The following is a 16,513-nucleotide window of genomic DNA, read 5'->3' on the forward strand; positions in this document are numbered from 1 at the left end:
GGGACAGCCCTGAGAACACCCCGCAGACGGGGGCCACGGCGACTCAGGATGCGGCGAAGGAGACGTGCTGCATGACCCAGGAGTGCATCGCGACGGCGGCGGCGGCGGACGCGTTGATGGATCGGGTGGAGCCGAACTGACTGATCTCGACGACCGCATCCGCCGCCGCGACGGCCTCGGGGGACAACCCTGGACCCTCCTGTCCGAAGAGCAGCAGGCAGCGTTCGGGGAACCGGAAGGTCTCGATGATGACGGAGCCCGGGATGTTGTCGATCGCGATGATCGGGAGGTCTGCTGCGGCCGCCCAGGAGACGAGGCCGGCGACGTCGGTGTGGTGCTCGACGTGCTGATAGCGGTCGGTGACCATCGCACCGCGCTTGTTCCAGCGGCGGCGGCCGACGATGTGGACGGTGTCGGCGGCGAAGGCGTTCGCAGTGCGCACGATCGAACCGATGTTCATGTCGTGCTGCCAGTTCTCGATGGCGACGTGGAAGGGGTGCCGATGGTCGTCGATGTCGGCGACGATGGCCTCCATCGTCCAGTACCGGTAGCGGTCGATGACGTTCCGCGTGTCGCCTGCAGCCAGCAGCTCCCGGTCGTACCAGGGCTCCTCCGGCCACTCGCCCTCCCACGGCCCGACGCCCGAACCCGCAGCCTGGGTCGCAGCGGGGTCCTGAGAGGGGTCTGCGGGGGTCTCGTGCACCCGCCAACCCTACCCGCGGCATGCCACACTGGACTCCCGGGCCCGACGCCGCGCCATCCCGCAGCGGCGCGCAGCTCGCGCGACCCGCAAGCACACCTGGAGGAACGCATGTCACGACGTGACGATGTCGAATGCTGGCTCACCGACATGGACGGCGTGCTCGTCCACGAGAACCACGCCCTACCCGGGGCCGCCGCGCTCCTGCAGCAGTGGCAGGACACCGGCACACCGTTCCTGGTGCTCACGAACAACTCGATCTTCACCCCACGCGACCTCAGCGCCCGTCTCCGCGCCTCCGGACTCGACGTCCCCGAGGAGTTCATCTGGACCTCGGCACTCGCCACGGCGGCGTTCCTCGCCGAGCAGGAGCCGGGCGGTTCGGCGTTCGTCATCGGCGAGGCCGGCATCACGACGGCCCTGCACGAGGCTGGCTTCATCATGACGGAGACCGACCCCGACTACGTGGTGGTGGGCGAGACCCGCAACTACTCGTTCGAAGCCATCACGAAGGCCATCCGACTCATCGCCGGCGGCGCACGCTTCATCGTCACCAACCCCGACGCGACGGGCCCGAGTAAGGACGGCCCGCTGCCCGCCACCGGCGCGATCGCCGCACTCATCACGAAGGCGACCGGCATGGAGCCGTACGTCGTCGGGAAGCCCAACCCGATGATGTTCCGTTCGGCGCTCAACAAGATCGGCGCGCACTCGGAGAACACGGGCATGATCGGCGACCGCATGGACACCGACATCGTCGCGGGTATCGAGGCCGGGCTCCACACCATCCTGGTGCTCACGGGCATCAGCGACGAGGCGGAGATCAACCGCTACCCGTTCCGACCGAACGAGATCCTCGGCGGCGTCATCGACCTCGTGAAGTCCGAGCCGGTCGAGGTCGAACTCTAACCAGCCGCCACCGCCCGACCCCTTCCGAGGAGCAGCATGCGCGCCGTCGTCTACGAGCAGTTCAACCGTCGTCCCGAACTGCGGGAGGTGCCGGACCCGGTGCCGTCGGCCGGCGGAGTCGTGGTGCGTGTCGAGACGACGGGACTCTGCCGCAGCGACGCCCACGGCTGGCTCGGACACGACGACGGTATCGCGCTCCCCCAGGTGCCCGGCCACGAGCTCGTGGGCGTCGTGCACGCGGTCGGGCAGGGCGTCGAGCGGTTCCGGGTGGGCGACCGTGTGACGGTGCCGTTCGTCTGCGCCTGCGGCCGATGCGCGCAGTGTCTCGCCGGCAACGGTCAGGTGTGCCCGAACCAGACGCAACCCGGCTTCACCCACTGGGGTTCGTACGCGGAGCTCGTCGCGCTGCACGACGCCGACGTGAACCTGATCCCCGTCCCCGCCGACCTCGACGCCGGTGCCGCGGCGCTGCTCGGCTGCCGCTTCGCGACCGCGTTCCGAGGACTCGTTCACCGCGCCGGACTGCAGCGAGGCGAGCGGTTGCTCGTCGTTGGCTGCGGCGGCGTCGGACTGAGCGCGGCGATGATCGGTGTAGCGCTCGGCGCAGACGTGATCGCCGTCGACATCGACCCGTCAGCGCTCGCACGCGCGGAGACGATCGGTGTCGCGCACACGATCGACTCGCGTGGGCTCGACGAAGCCGAGGTCCTCGCCCGCATCGCGGACGCTGCACCGGACGGCGTGCAGGTGTCCGTGGAGGCACTCGGTCGCGAGGCCACCATGCGCCTCAGTCTGCTCGCGCTGGCACCACTCGGTCGCCAGGTGCAGATCGGGCTGTTCGCGACGTCTCCCACACTGCCGGTTCCGACGATCATCTCGCAGGAACTCTCCCTGCACGGCAGCCACGGCATGCCGGCCTCCGACTACGCCGAACTGCTCGAACTGGTCGCGAGCGGCGCGCTCCGCCCGCAGGACCTCATCGAGCATCGGATCGGCCTCGACGAGGCCGCCGACGCGCTCGTCGCACTCGCTTCCGGCGACCGCTCCGCCGGGATCACCGTCATCGACGTCAGCTGACCCACCGGCCCCACCGAGCACGGGACGGCGTCGACCGGCACCCCCTTTCGCTTCCGACCGGACCCGCGCTAGCCTCACCAACATGCACCGCGGCAGCGCACGCCCATCCGGTGTGGTCGCAGTCCTGGCTGCGATCGGCATCGCATTCGCCTCCGTCACTCCAGTGGCGACGGCGGTCGCCGCCCCTGCCGCGGCACCGCGTCTCGCAGCGGCCGCGCCGGGATGTCCGGTGCCGGGCGGACCAGGGAGCGGTGAGCCCGGCGGCTCGGATGCCAACGTCTCCGTGTTCGCCGGCGGCGACTACACCGTCGGACGAGCCGCCGCCGAGTCGGAGGGCGTCCTCGTCGTCGGTGCAGACGCCGTCTTCGACCGAGAGCGCCCCGGGGTCTTCAACGTCGGCGTCGTCGGCGTCGGCTCGCAGGTCCCCCCACCCGCGGGCTCCGACATGCTCCTCGCCGGCGGCTCGGTGAGCGTCGGCGAGGAGACGAGACTCGACGTCGGGCACGGCATCGGCGGCAACATCGCGGCGGGCGGGTCGATCACCCCGGAGTCGCGCATCGAGACGTCGGGCGGCATGCTCCGACCGGCCCTGGCGGACCCGCTCGGCCCGTTCGTCGACTTCGGCGCCACCATCCGCACGGCGTCCGACGGTTTCGCCGCGCTCAGCACCACCGGGACCGTCTCGGAGGCCTACGGCACGATCACGTTCACGGGCGACGGTTCATCAGCGCAGCAGGTGTTCACGATCTCCGGCTCACGACTCGGCACCGCCGCCGACACCCGCTCCATCCGCTTCGCTGGCATCCCCACCGGCGCGACCATCGTCGTGAACGTGACCGGGTCAAGCGCCGAGTTCGCTCCCGCCGGCTTCTTCACCGACACCGACCCTCGCCAGATCACCTTCGACGACCCGCGGTTCGTGACGCTCGCGAGCACCACCATGTGGAACTTCGCCGAGGCGACGGACGTCCTCGTGTCGACCGGTGACCAGGTGCTCGGTTCGCTGCTGGTGCCGCGGGCGGACAGCTCGGTCGAGATCGCGGCGAGCACCAACGGCAGGGTCCTCATCGGCGGTGACCTGCTGTTCGCCGGTGACGGCAATGAGGCCCACGCCTACCCCTATCCCTCGCCGGAGTTCGAGTGCAAGCCGACGATCGAACCGTTGCCGCTCGGTTCGCTCGCCGTCACGAAGGTCGTCGACGGAACCGACGCCGGTCTCGTCGACCCAACGCGCAGCTATGTCGGCACCTACAGCTGCGCCGGGCCGGCCGGCCAAGCCATCCCTGGCGGCAGCTGGAGCGTCCGCGCCGGGGAGACGACCGTCGTGGCAGCGCACCTGCGGATCGGTTCGGTGTGCACGCTCGTCGAGTCGGCCCCACCACCACCCGTCCCGGGTGATGACTCCTACGTCTGGTCGCCGGCGGTCATCACGCCCGAGCAGATCGAGATCACGAGCACGACCGAGGCCGCGCTCGTCGAGGTGCGGAACACCGTGGACCGGTCGACGGCGCCGCTCACCGTCGAGAAGCGTGTGTCGGGTGAGGACGTCGCGGAGGGACTCGTGTTCACCGGCACCGTCCGCTGCACCGTCAACGGCGCGGACGTCACCCCGGGCGACGGCACCTGGACCGCTGTCGCCGACGCGGGACCCGTCGCGCTCGGCGAGACCCCGATCGGTGCGTCCTGCGCGTTCACCGAGGACCCGCCGGACGCACCGGCCCCCGGGGTCGGCTGGAGTGCGCCGCGCATCTCTCCGAACCCCGTCATCGTCGACGGCACGACGGGCGCGGCCGTCGTGGTGGAGAACGTCGCCGAACCGACCACGGCGTCGTTCCGGCTGAGCAAGACCATCATCGGTGACGCTGGCGATGCCACGGGCCCCTTCTCCTTCACCGCGAGCTGCACACTCGGTGACGCGACGACCCTCCCGGAGACGAGCGTGTCGCTCGCGGGCGGCGCCAGCTGGGACGCCCCCGACGTCACCGCCGGCAGCACCTGCTCGGTCACCGAGGGCGCGGACCCACCGGGCGACGGCCCCGGAGCATGGCAGCCCCCGGTCATCGCCGTGAGCGGCGTGCCAGGACTCGTGAGCGGACGCACCGTGACGTTCGTCCTGCCGCCTGCCGGCGCCGCGACGGTGCAGGTCTCGGTCACCGACGAGTGGGTCCCGGCGCTCGGCTCCTTCGCCGTCCAGAAGATCACCATCGATCCTCGACGGGTCCTCAGCGTCGACCGTCCGTACGTCGGCGTCTGGCAGTGCGATGTCGACGGCACGGAGATCGCCGGCGGCTCGTGGGAGGTCAAGGCGAACACCGGCCCGCTGGTCCTCGCCGACGACCTCCCGACCACCGCGGTCTGCTTCGCGAGCGAGAGCCTCCTCGTCGACGAACCGGACGGCGTCAACCCACTGGTCGGCTGGGCCCCCGTCACTTCGGACGCCTCGAACCGGACCGTGGCCCAGGACGAGGTGGTGGTGATCTCCATCGTCAACACCGTGCAGGAGTTCCGGGCCTCCCCAGCGACCATCCGCAAGGTGCTCACCGATCCGGGCGGCCTCGCCGACCCCGCGACACAGTACAGCGGGACGGTCCTGTGCGAACCGCCCGGTGACCTGTCGCCGATCGAGGGCACCTGGTCCGTGACGGCGGGTGCGGAACCCGTGCTCCTCATCGACGGCCTGCCCGATCAGAGCACGTGCACGGTGACCGAGGACACCGTCGCACCGCCCGGCGCCGACGCCGAATGGCAAGCGCCCGTGATCGCCCCGAACTCCTTCGTCGCCAGGGTCGGGCAGACGGTCGAGGTGACGGTGACCAACCTGCTCACACCGGTCATCCCGCCCGTGGTGCCGCCGGTCGACCCACCCGACGAAGGCGGACCCGCGGAACTCAGCCGTTCGGGTACCGACCCCTCGATGGGGTTGGCGCTCGCTGGCGCCCTCGCCCTGCTCGGCGCGACGCTCGTCCTCACGACCGGATCGGCCCGGCGGCACAGAGCCGGGAAGTCGGTCGGAGACTAGACCGCCGGTTCGACCAGAGTCGGCAGCGACGTCGCACCGACGGACACGCTCGACGTGGGGGCCGACTCGGCGGGTGCTGCACCGGCGTTCGCCGCGCCGACGAGTGTGCCGAAGTAGAACGCGAGCAGGAGCAGCACGGCGGCTCCGAGACCGACGACCGTCCACAGGAGTGCCTTCGGGATGCCCTGCTCCGCGCGGTCTCCCACGTACTCCGGCAGGTCGCGCTCCGGCGTCGACGGGACGACCGGCGGCGGGACGTCCGCGCCGACGACGCCGGCGGCTGCTGCAGCGGTGACGAGGTTCCCCGCAGCGGCGTCGAGTTCCGGGAAGGCGACGGTCTCACCGGGCAGGGCGGCCGGAGCCGTCTGCACCGGCGGTACCACCGCACCGCGCGAGGGGACGGCCGGCGCATGCTCGCCGACGGCGGTGCCGAAGGCCGGCGTCGTCGGCGCAACCGCCCGGGTCTGGTCGTCCGCAGCGACGACGTCGACGGACGCACTTGGAGCGGTCTCCTCGGTGGCGTCCAGCTGTCCGTCACCGGCGAGCACGCCCGGCACCGGAGCCAGCGGGAGCGCGGGTTCCTCGGTGGCGTCGGGGTCGAGCGACCATCCGCCCTCCGAGGCGAAGGTGTCGGCGAGGGACGTCGCAGCGTGGGTGGGCGCCGTCACCTCAGGGGCGACGACCGCGGACTCCGTCGGCGACGCGCCCAAGGCGTCGTCCTGCGTGCCGTCGACGGCATCGTCCTGCTGGACGACCTCGACGAGGTCGGTGTCGGGTCCGAGGTCGAACAAGGACTCCAAGCGGAGTTCCTCGCTGACGGGCTCCGGCTCGCCAGGCTCCACGACCTCGGTCGCCGCAGCGTCTGCCGGCACGACGTCGATCGGGTCGATCGGATCGAGCACGGCGCCGCGATGCGGAACGTCCGACGCGGCTTCGGCGTCGTCGGGGACGAAGGACGGCAGTGGCTCGACACCGGCGGCAGCGAGCGGGACGGCGTCGAAGGCGACGATCTCCTCGTCGAACTCGTCGTCGAGCTCCTCCGGATCGACCGCGAACACCGGGGTGACGACGGTCGGCGTCTCCTCGGCCGCAGCCGACGGTGCGGGCTCGGCCGCCTCGGACTCGAGGGGATCACTCTGCTCGGCGTCCGCCTGTGCGGGATCGTCGAGCGAGGTCGCGCTGGCGGCATCGGGCGTGCCCGTGGCTGCGATCCCGCCGAGCGCCGCCGCGTCGAGGCCGCCGAGCGACAGCGTCGGGAAGAGGTCGACCGTGTCGCCGGGGTCGGAGATCGGTTGCTGGGGCGTCGCGTCCGTGGTGGTGGACGGCCCGGTGGTGCCGTCATCGTCGGTCCAGGTGCCGAACTCGTCGCCAGGGCCGTCGACCAACGGGCGGGCGAGCGTCTCGGCAGCGAGAGCGGGGGCGAAGGTCTCGAGGTCGCCGGCGACGAACGCGGCGTCGGGCACTTCCCCCTCCGACGCGAGCTCGGACGGCGACTCGGCGCTGACGGCTGCGATCGGCTCCGTGGACTCCCACTGGACGGGCGGTACCGGGATCGGCTGCGTGGTCGGTGCGGCGTGGACGAGCGGGTCGAGGGCGTCGTTCGGCGCGAGGTCCCAGACGAAGGGCGCGTCACCGAACGGATGCACCGTCGGCTCCGGCTGCACGCCGTCGAGGGAGATGAGTTCCGTGATGGAGCGCTCTGCGGGCGGGTTCGGCGGGCCGAACGCGGCGGGGACCGAGGTCGCGTCGTCGTCCGTCGCCGGCTGCTCGACTGCATCGAGCGGCTCCGGCGAGAAGACCGGACGTGAGAACGGCGGCGGGCTCACCGCGGCCGCAGCAGCCGCAGCGGCGAGCAACCCGGGGCCTCCGAGGCTGTCGAAGGGACGCGTCTCGTCGAGCGCCTCGGCGTCCTCGGCCGGTTCGTCTGCGTCGAGGTCGTGGCCTGCGGTCGCAGCGGGCTCCTCCGGCTCCGGAGCGGGAGCGGGAGCGGGAGCATCCCATCGGAAGGTGCCGCTCGTCGTCAGCGTCGCCTGCTCGAGTCCGGCATCGGCGGCCGGGAGGTTCACAGGCGGGACGTCCAGCGGCGTCGTGGGCTCCGACGTCTCCTCGGCCGGCTGCGTCGTCGGTGCTTCGACGGCGTCGGTGGTCGTGTCGGTGTCGAGCGGCGTCACGGGCTCCGACGGCTCGGGCTCCGCCTCGATGTCGTCGTCCGTGGACGCCCAGGCCGCGGGCGGAAGATCGGACACCGCGCTGGTCGCGTCGGACGCAGCGGTGTCGACCTCGGCGGTTTCGGCGTCGTCGGTCTCCGGCGTCGACTCGCCTGCATCCGCGGCACCTGCATCCGCGGTGTCATCATCCGTGGCCTCATCGTCCGTGGTGTCCTGGCCGGTCGTCGGGGTCGCACCGAAGGTCTCACCGAAGGGGACGGCCAGCCACGCGAGCGGGTCGGTGCGCGGCTCGGAGGCGGCGCCGGCGGCGAGGACGTCGTCGATCGGCGTCGCGCTCGCAACGGGTTCGACCGAGGCCGGCTGGGCCGGTGCGGAATCGGCTGGCTCCGGCACGACCGGTGCCGGTGCGACGGCGTCGTGGACCTCGACGGTCTCGCCGTCGAGGACGTCCTCGTCCCAGGTCTCCGACAGGCTCCAGGAGCCGCTCGGCAGTTCGTCGTCCGGGGAGTCCGTCGTGGCTGCGGCGTCGGGGCCCGCTGACCGCGAGGAAGATCCGACGGCAGGTGCGGTCGGGATCTCCGAGGCAGGCACGGATGGCCCCGGTTGGACCGGAGCAGGAGCGACGACCGGAGGAATCGGTGCGGCGGTCGGCTCAGCAGAGGACGCGGACGTCCCACCCTCGATGCTCTCGGTCTCGGCGTCCACTTCGGCCCAGGCTGCCGGGTCGTCGGTGGCGAGGGCGCGAGCGGTGGGGAGGACGGCCGTCTCGACGTCCTCCGGTGCCTGGCGCGCGGCGTCGTCCTCGGCGCCGAGGCTCCACGGCTGATCGTCGACCGGCGGCACGACGACGGGGCTCGTCGGAGCGGGGCGGAACGTCCCCGCGGGGGCGTGCTGCAGGACCGAGTCGGTGTCGACCGTGAGCTCGTTGAGCACGGGCGCGACGGGCGCCTGCGGAGCCGGCGTCGGGGGTGTGACCGGAAGCTGCAGGGCATTGGGGTGCCGCAGCGGGGCCGCGGGGGCTGCTGGCGTCTCAGCGGACGCGGACGACTCGGGCAGCACCGGCTCCGACTGCGGGTCGGTGGCGTCGAGGGGGACCTCGGGGTCGGCGGCAGGACGCACCGTTGCCGAGGTGCTCGCAGGCTGCACCTGCGACTGCCACCAGGCGAGGAGCTCCGACTCGCTCGCGAACTCGCCGGGGGCTGCCGGTGAGACCGGTGCCGCGGGAGCGCCAGCAGGCGCTTCGGCAGGAGCATCCGTGGGCGACGTCGACGGCACGACGGGAGGGACGACCGCCGCAGGCGCGGCGGGTGCAGCGTCGTGATCCGCGATGACGGGCAGCACCCGCGTGCGGTCGTCCTCGGCGTCGGCCGACGCCGATACCCGAGCCGAGTCGGTGGCCAGCGGGTCGACCGATGTGGCTGGCGCCGGCGCGTCGACCGGAGCGGGGACGAACGGCTGCGGCGTGAACGGTTCCGCGGCGGACCACTCCCCTGCTGCGGGGGCCGCAGGCGTGGAGTCGGCCTCCGGCTGCGCCTCCTCGGGCTGCGTCTCGATCGTGCCCGTCTCGTCGTCGTCGAGCTGCGAGAGCAGCCAGTCGGTTCCGTCCGCTGCGTCGTCGGGCGTGCCGGCTCCGCCGCGATCGGTCCCGTCGCCGGACATCAGACGAGTCCCAGGTCTTCCAGGCCGATGGCTGCCAGGTACTGGTAGCCGGCGGCCTCGATGATCTCGCGGGCACCGGTCGCGCGGTCGACGACGACGGCCACGGCGACGACCTCTGCACCGACCTTCTCCAGCGCCTCGGCCGCCTTCAGCGGCGATCCACCGGTGGTCGAGGTGTCTTCGAGGACGATCACGCGCTTGCCGGCGAGGTCTGGACCCTCGACCTGCTTGCCGCGGCCGTGGTCCTTGGGCTCCTTGCGCACGACGAAGGCGTCGTAGCTGAGTCCGCGGGCAGCGCCCTGGTGCAGGATCGCCGAGGCGACCGGATCGGCGCCCATGGTGAGACCGCCGACCGCGAAGACGTCGGGGACGTCCGCGATGAGGTCGATCATGACCTGGCCGATGAGGGGCGCAACGCGGTGGTCCAGGCTCACCTTGCGGAGGTCGACGTAGTACGTCGCCTTCTTGCCGCTCGTCAGGGTGAAATCACCGTGGAACACGGCTTCTGCCGAGATGTAGTCAATGAGCTGAGCTCGTGCGTCCGTCACGCCGGCAAGTCTACAAGGCGTGACCCCCATCGCCGTAGCCGCCCACACAGGGGACAACTCACGCTCTCCCCAACTCAGGAGCGCCCCGGCGAGTCGGGCTCGACTCGCCGGGGCCAGGTCGCGACGCGCCCTCGACTTCCTGAGTTGGGGCGCCGGGAACGGGACGGTTCGGGTCAACGGACGGTGTCGGGCTCCGGGTCGTCGACGCCGTCCGCCGCGAGCAGGCCAGCCTCGGTCGCCCCGCCGTAGCCCTCCGTCTCGGGGTCGCCGTGCAGACCGCCCGAGACCGCGTACTCCTCCTCGGGAGACATCACCAGGCGGTGACGACCCCACAGGGCGAACGCGGCCAGCATGACGAGGTACACCACGACGATCGCGATGATCGCCGGGAGGAACGTCGGGTTCACCAGGAAGCCGACGAAGACGAACGCGGCGATGACGGCCGCGATGACCGCTCCTGGCACACCCCACGGGCTGCGGTACGGCCGCTTGGCGTTCGGGAACTTCTTCCGGAGCAGCAGGAACGCGATCATCTGCATGAGATACGCGAGCACGGCGCCCCACACGGCGATGTTCAGCACGATCGCACCGGCGACGCCTCCGGAGCCACCGGCCGCATCGACGATGATCAGGGCGATGAACCCGATGATCGCGCCGGCGACGAGCGCCACCCACGGGGTCTGCCGCTTGCCCGTCAGCGACAGGAAGCGCGGGTAGTAGCCGGCACGCGACAACGAGTACATGTTGCGGCCGTAGGCGAACATGATGCCCTGCAGCGAGGCGAGCAGGCCGATGAGGGCGAAGAGCGCGAGGACGGCCGCCGCACCGTCGCCGACGATCGCACGGAATCCGTCGAGGAGCGGTTCACCTGCCGTGCCCGTCGCCTCGGCACCGATCACACCGGTGTTGAGGAAGAGCACGAGCAGTCCGGTGACGATGAGGGTGCCGCGAGCCCAGAACCCGGCCTTCGGGATGTCGCGCACGGGGTTGTGGGACTCCTCAGCGGCGAGCGGCAGCTCCTCGATGCCGAGGAAGAACCACATCGCGAAGGGCAGGGCGAAGAGGATCGGGAAGACACCGTGCGGCAGGAACTCGGTCTGGCCGGGGTCGGGCGCGATGTCGAACAGGTTCGCCCAGGCGAACTGCCCGGAGAAGATGGCCATCGCCGAGAAGACCAGCAGGATGCCGATGGAGATGATGGAGACGACGATCGCGAACTTGAAGGAGATGCTTGCACCGGCGGCGTTCAGGGCGATGAAGGCGACGTAGAGGATCGCCCACCAGACGGGCGACGGCATCGAGAAGCCGAGCAGTTCGCTCGTGATCGCGTCGGCGTACGACGCGGAGAAGTACACGATCACCGCGGTCGTCGCGACGTACTCGATCGTCTCCGCGAGCCCGGTGACGAAGCCGCCGAGCGGCCCCATCGCGGCCCTGGCGAACGAGTACGCTCCACCGGTGTGCGGCATCGCAGCCGCCATCTCCCCGATCGAGAAGATCATGCCGTAGTACATCGCGACCAGGATGATGAAGGCGATGAGCATGCCGCCGAACCCGGCGAAGTCGATGCCGAAGTTCCAGCCGGAGAAGTCGCCGGAGATGACGGCGGCGACCGCGAGACCCCAGAGACCCCACACCCCCGCCGACCGCTTCAGGCTGCGCTTCTCGAAATACCCGTCGGCAGCCGTGGTGTACGTCACCCCGGAGACCTTCAGTGTGTCCTTGGCCATTGATGCGTCCTGTTCGCTCGGGTTGCGCGCTGAACGGGCTCGCACAACGTCCTGAGATTCGGTTGGCCCGACTATAGGACCTGCAATGGTCGCGTGTACATACCTTTGTCGCGAAGCTAGGCCCGCAGATATCTCGATTCATCGGTCGTGTTGTGCTTCAATGGTCGAGTTCGCGACCTTTCCGTTCTCCACCGATGCAGAACGAGCCCGATCGGTCACCCGACACACGAGGAGCAGTCGATGCACCCACGCTCAGGAAACCTGACGCTCGAGGAACTCACGCAGGCCGTCGGGGATCGCGAGATCGACACGGTCATCGTCGCGTTCACCGACATGCAGGGACGACTCATCGGCAAGCGGGTCTCCGCCAGGTTGTTCCTCGAGGACGTCGCCGAGCACGGCGCGGAGTGCTGCAACTACCTGCTCGCGGTCGATGTGGAGATGAACACCGTCGACGGCTACGCGATGTCGAGCTGGGAACGCGGCTACGGCGACATGGCGATGATCCCCGACTTCACGACCCTCCGGCGCGTGCCGTGGCTGCCGGGCACCGCCCTCGTGACGGCAGACCTGAAGTGGCTCGACGACGCACCCGTCGTCGCGTCCCCGCGGCAGATCCTCATCGCCCAGTTGGAACGTCTGGCCGAGCGTGGGCTCGTCCCCTTCGTCGGCACCGAACTCGAGTTCCTGGTGTTCGACGACACCTTCCGCGAGGCGTGGAGCAAGGGGTACGCGAAGCTCACACCGGCGACCGACTACAACATCGACTACGCCCTACTCGCCTCGACGCGCATGGAGCCGCTACTCCGTGACATCCGCAACGCCATGGACGGCGCCGGGATGTACTGCGAAGGCGTGAAGGGCGAGTGCAACCTCGGCCAGCAGGAGATCGCGTTCCGCTACGACCACGCGCTCGTCACGTGCGACAACCACTCGATCTACAAGAACGGGGCGAAGGAGATCGCCGACGCGCACGGCAAGAGCCTCACCTTCATGGCGAAGTTCGACGAGCGTGAGGGCAACAGCTGCCACATCCACATCAGCCTGCGGGGCGAGGACGGCTCAGCGGTGTTCGCGGACGCGTCGCAGCCCGACGGCATGTCGAAGCTGTTCCGCCACTTCCTCGCCGGCCAACTCGCCGCGATGCGTGAACTCACGCTGTTCTTCGCGCCGAACATCAACTCGTACAAGCGGTACGTCGACGGCAGTTTCGCGCCGACCGCGGTGGCGTGGGGCATGGACAACCGCACCTGCTCGCTCCGGGTCGTCGGCCACGGTCTCGGCATGCGCGTCGAGAACCGGGTACCGGGCGGAGACGTCAACCAGTACCTCGCTGTCGCGGCGCTCATCGCGGCCGGTCTCCACGGCATCGAGAACGAGCTGGACCTCGAGGAGGTGACGACGGGCAACGCCTACACGGGCGGAGCGCCACGCGTGCCGACGACCCTGCGCGAGGCCGCTGAGCTGTTCTCGCAGTCGGCGATCGCCCGCGAGGCCTTCGGCGACGAGGTCGTCGACCACTACCTGAACTACGCGAAGGTGGAACTCGCGGCCTTCGACGCGGCCGTCACGGACTGGGAGCGGGTGCGCGGCTTTGAGCGCCTCTGACCGGACGACCACCCAGGCTGCATCGAGCGCGCCGCTCATCGGGATCACGACCTACCTCGAGCAGGCGCAGACCGGGGTGTGGGACGTCCCGGCGTCGTTCCTGCCGAAGGTGTACCTCGACGCCGTGACCGACGCGGGCGGGATCGCCGTGCTCCTGCCCCCGCAGCCCGTGAACCGCGCGGTCGCCGCAGCCGTCCTGTCACGACTCGACGGGCTCATCGTCTCCGGCGGCGCCGACGTCGACCCGGGGCTCTACGGCCAACCGGCGCACCCGCGCACCGGCCGTCCACGCACCGACCGCGATGCGTGGGAGGAAGCGCTGCTCACCGCGGCGATCGATGCCGAGCTCCCGTTCCTCGGCATCTGTCGTGGTGCGCAGCTCCTGAACGTCGCCCTCGGCGGCACGCTCATCCAGCACCTCCCGGAGGTCGTCGGCGACGAGTCGTACCAACCGGGTGAAGCGGTGTTCGGCCCGAAGACCGTGACCGTGGACGGCGACTCGCAGCTCGCGAGCGTCCTCGCGCAGGACACCCCGGAACTGCCGGTCCACGTCTACCACCACCAGGCGATCGACCGTGTCGCCGACGGTCTCGTCGTCACGGCGCGCACCGACGAGGGCGTCATCGAGGCGGTCGAGCTGCCGAGCGTGCCGTTCGGTCTCGCCGTGCAATGGCACCCCGAGGAGGAGAGCGCCGACCGCCGCCTCTTCGCCGGCCTCGTCGACGCCGCCCGACGACACCGCGACGGCGAGCCCGTCGCACCAGCGCCCCCTGCCACCAGCACTGCCTCCGGCACCATGAACAGGAGCACCACCCCGTGAGCTACACGATCGTCAACCCCGCGAACGAGCACGTCGTCACGACGGTCGAGCACCTCGACGAGGCCGCCACCGACGCCGCCATCGCCCGCGCCGCCGTGGCCCAGCGGGCGTGGGCCGCGCTCGCCCCTGCCGACCGAGCGCGGGCGTTGCGCCGGTTCGCGGAGGCGGTCGACGGCGATGTCGAACACCTCGCGAGCCTCGAGGTCGTCAACTCCGGCCACCCCGTCACGCAGGCACGCTGGGAGGCCGGTCACGTCCGCGACGTGCTCGACTACTACGCCGCGTCGCCCGAACGACTCTTCGGCCAGCAGATCCCCGTCGCCGGCGGGCTCGACGTCACCTTCCACGAACCACTCGGGGTCGTCGGGATCATCACCCCTTGGAACTTTCCGATGACGATCGCCGCCTGGGGCTTCGCGCCGGCACTCGCTGCGGGCAACGCGGTCGTGTTGAAGCCCGCCGAATGGACACCGCTGACGAGCATCCGGCTCGGCGAACTCGCGCTCGAGTCCGGGTTGCCGGAGGGGCTGTTCCAGGTGCTGCCGGGTCGTGGCTCCGTCGTCGGGGAACGCTTCGTGACCAACGAGACGGTCCGCAAGGTGGTGTTCACCGGTTCCACGGCCGTCGGCAAGCGCATCATGGCCGGTGCCGCGGACCAGGTGAAACGGGTCACGCTCGAGCTCGGCGGCAAGAGCGCGAACATCGTCTTCGCGGACGCGGACCTCGAACGCGCTGCGGCGAGCGCCCCCTACGGTGTGTTCGAGAACGCCGGGCAGGACTGTTGCGCCCGCAGTCGGATCCTTGTCGAACGCAGTGTGTACGAGCGATTCATGGAGCTGTTGGAGCCGGCCGTACAGGGGGTCGTCGTCGGCGACCCGAACGACCCGGCGACCGAGATGGGGCCGCTCGTCTCCGCACCGCACCTCGCGTCGGTCCGATCGTATGTCCCGGACGACGCCCCGATCGCGTTCTCGGGGAGCGCCCCGGACGCGCCCGGCTTCTGGTTCCCCCCGACGGTCCTGACGCCGGGACGGAGCGACCGCACGGTGCGCGAGGAGATCTTCGGCCCTGTCGTGACGGTGCTGCCGTTCGAGGACGAGGCCGACGCCCTCCAGCTCGCGAACGACACCGAGTACGGACTGTCCGGCTCGATCTGGACCCGCGACATCGGCCGCGCCCTCCGCGCCGCCCGCGCCGTCGAGTCCGGAAACCTCTCGGTGAACTCGCACTCCTCGGTGCGGTATTCCACCCCGTTCGGCGGTTTCAAGCAGTCGGGGCTCGGACGCGAGCTCGGACCGGACGCTCCCCTCGCCTTCACCGAGACGAAGAACGTCTTCATCGCCGTCGACTGAGCCGCCACCGGTCCCTGAGTTCGTCGAAGGGCACCACCGCACGACCGCACCACCCCGTTTCACCCCGTTCCCCGAGCTCGTCGAGGGGATGACCCACCAACCCCGAACCTCAGGGAGCAGCACATGACCATCACCTCCATCGACCTCACCCAGCGTCTCGCGGGCAAGGTGGCCGTCATCACCGGTGGCGCGAGCGGTATCGGCCTCGCCACCGCGAAACGCTTCGCAGCCGAGGGGGCGACGGTCGTGATCGGCGACCTCGACCCCGTGACCGGGCAGGCTGCGGCCGAACTCGTCGGCGGCCTCTTCGTGCAGGTGGACGTCACCGACCAGGGGCAGGTCGACCACCTCTTCGACACTGCCGCTGCGACCTACGGTTCGGTCGACGTCGCGTTCAACAACGCCGGCATCTCCCCGCCCGACGACGATTCCATCGAGACGACCGAGCTGCCCGCGTGGGAGCGGGTGCAGGACGTAAACCTGAAGTCGGTCTATCTGTGCTCGCGTGCCGCGCTCCGGCACATGGTGCAGCAGGGCAAGGGTTCGATCATCAACACGGCGTCGTTCGTCGCGGTGCTCGGTTCGGCGACGTCGCAGATCTCCTACACGGCGTCGAAGGGTGGCGTGCTCGCGATGAGCCGCGAGCTCGGCGTGCAGTTCGCCCGGCAGGGCATCCGCGTCAACGCCCTCTGCCCCGGCCCGGTGAACACCCCGCTGCTGCAGGAACTGTTCGCGAAGGACCCGGAGCGGGCGCAGCGTCGCCTCATCCACATCCCCGTCGGCCGCTTCGCCGAGCCGGAGGAGCTCGCGGCGGCCGTCGCGTTCCTCGCGAGCGACGACTCGTCGTTCATCACCGGTTCGACGTTCCTCGTCGACGGCGGGATCTCCTCGGCGTATGTGACGCCGGAGTGATGTGGGGCGGG

At 70.6% G+C, this 16,513-nt stretch carries 11 protein-coding genes; 7 read left to right on the forward strand and 4 right to left on the reverse strand.

Translation table 11 applies throughout. The annotated features are described in order from the left end of the window. Positions 1–43 precede the first annotated feature (43 nt). Complete coding sequence (locus tag KXS11_RS16175; protein ID WP_437386655.1) at positions 44–703, reverse strand: TrmH family RNA methyltransferase; 660 nt, start codon at positions 701–703, stop codon at positions 44–46. A gap of 108 nt (positions 704–811) precedes the next feature. Here KXS11_RS16175 and KXS11_RS16180 point away from each other — a divergent pair, with 108 nt between their 5' ends. The 3 genes from KXS11_RS16180 to KXS11_RS16190 all read left to right on the forward strand — a co-directional run bounded on the left by KXS11_RS16180 (position 812) and on the right by KXS11_RS16190 (position 5,705). Beyond that, the gene (locus KXS11_RS16180) at positions 812–1,609 is read left to right on the forward strand and encodes an HAD-IIA family hydrolase (RefSeq protein ID WP_437386656.1); all 798 of its coding nucleotides are present in this window, start codon (positions 812–814) and stop codon (positions 1,607–1,609) included. 36 nt (positions 1,610–1,645) lie between these two features. After that, entirely contained in the window at positions 1,646–2,686 is a 1,041-nt protein-coding gene (locus KXS11_RS16185) for an alcohol dehydrogenase catalytic domain-containing protein (RefSeq protein WP_437386657.1), read from the forward strand. Positions 2,687–2,768: 82 nt separating this feature from the next. Then, positions 2,769–5,705: a DUF5979 domain-containing protein gene (locus KXS11_RS16190; RefSeq protein WP_437386658.1), complete on the forward strand. Its 2,937-nt coding sequence runs from the start codon at positions 2,769–2,771 to the stop codon at positions 5,703–5,705. Here KXS11_RS16190 and KXS11_RS16195 read toward each other — a convergent pair. The 3 genes from KXS11_RS16195 to KXS11_RS16205 all read right to left on the reverse strand — a co-directional run bounded on the left by KXS11_RS16195 (position 5,702) and on the right by KXS11_RS16205 (position 11,810). Beyond that, positions 5,702–9,532 carry a hypothetical protein gene (locus tag KXS11_RS16195; RefSeq protein ID WP_437386659.1) on the reverse strand — a complete coding sequence of 1,277 codons (3,831 nt, stop codon included), beginning with the start codon at positions 9,530–9,532 and terminating at the stop codon, positions 5,702–5,704. The two genes, KXS11_RS16190 and KXS11_RS16195, sit on opposite strands and share 4 nt — an antisense overlap. Then, positions 9,532–10,080 carry an orotate phosphoribosyltransferase gene (gene pyrE, locus KXS11_RS16200; RefSeq protein WP_437386660.1) on the reverse strand — a complete coding sequence of 183 codons (549 nt, stop codon included), beginning with the start codon at positions 10,078–10,080 and terminating at the stop codon, positions 9,532–9,534. The genes KXS11_RS16195 and pyrE overlap by 1 nt, the downstream gene beginning before the upstream one ends. A 173-nt stretch (positions 10,081–10,253) precedes the next feature. After that, entirely contained in the window at positions 10,254–11,810 is a 1,557-nt protein-coding gene (locus tag KXS11_RS16205) for an amino acid permease (protein WP_437386661.1), read from the reverse strand. A gap of 240 nt (positions 11,811–12,050) precedes the next feature. Here KXS11_RS16205 and KXS11_RS16210 point away from each other — a divergent pair, with 240 nt between their 5' ends. The 4 genes from KXS11_RS16210 to KXS11_RS16225 all read left to right on the forward strand — a co-directional run bounded on the left by KXS11_RS16210 (position 12,051) and on the right by KXS11_RS16225 (position 16,502). After that, on the forward strand, positions 12,051–13,418 hold the full coding sequence (locus KXS11_RS16210) for a glutamine synthetase family protein (protein ID WP_437386662.1): 1,368 nt from the start codon (positions 12,051–12,053) through the stop codon (positions 13,416–13,418). Further along, positions 13,405–14,238 (forward strand): gamma-glutamyl-gamma-aminobutyrate hydrolase family protein, encoded by an 834-nt coding sequence (locus tag KXS11_RS16215; protein ID WP_437386663.1) that lies wholly within the window; start codon positions 13,405–13,407, stop codon positions 14,236–14,238. Before KXS11_RS16210 ends, KXS11_RS16215 begins: the two co-directional genes overlap by 14 nt. Beyond that, complete coding sequence (locus KXS11_RS16220; protein ID WP_437386664.1) at positions 14,235–15,590, forward strand: aldehyde dehydrogenase family protein; 1,356 nt, start codon at positions 14,235–14,237, stop codon at positions 15,588–15,590. Before KXS11_RS16215 ends, KXS11_RS16220 begins: the two co-directional genes overlap by 4 nt. A 123-nt stretch (positions 15,591–15,713) precedes the next feature. Then, on the forward strand, positions 15,714–16,502 hold the full coding sequence (locus KXS11_RS16225) for a 3-oxoacyl-ACP reductase (RefSeq protein ID WP_437386665.1): 789 nt from the start codon (positions 15,714–15,716) through the stop codon (positions 16,500–16,502). The last annotated feature ends 11 nt before the right edge of the window (positions 16,503–16,513 follow it).

The sequence above is a fragment of the Plantibacter flavus genome, assembly GCF_051487245.1.
GTDB classification, from domain to species: Bacteria; Actinomycetota; Actinomycetes; order Actinomycetales; family Microbacteriaceae; genus Plantibacter; species Plantibacter flavus_B.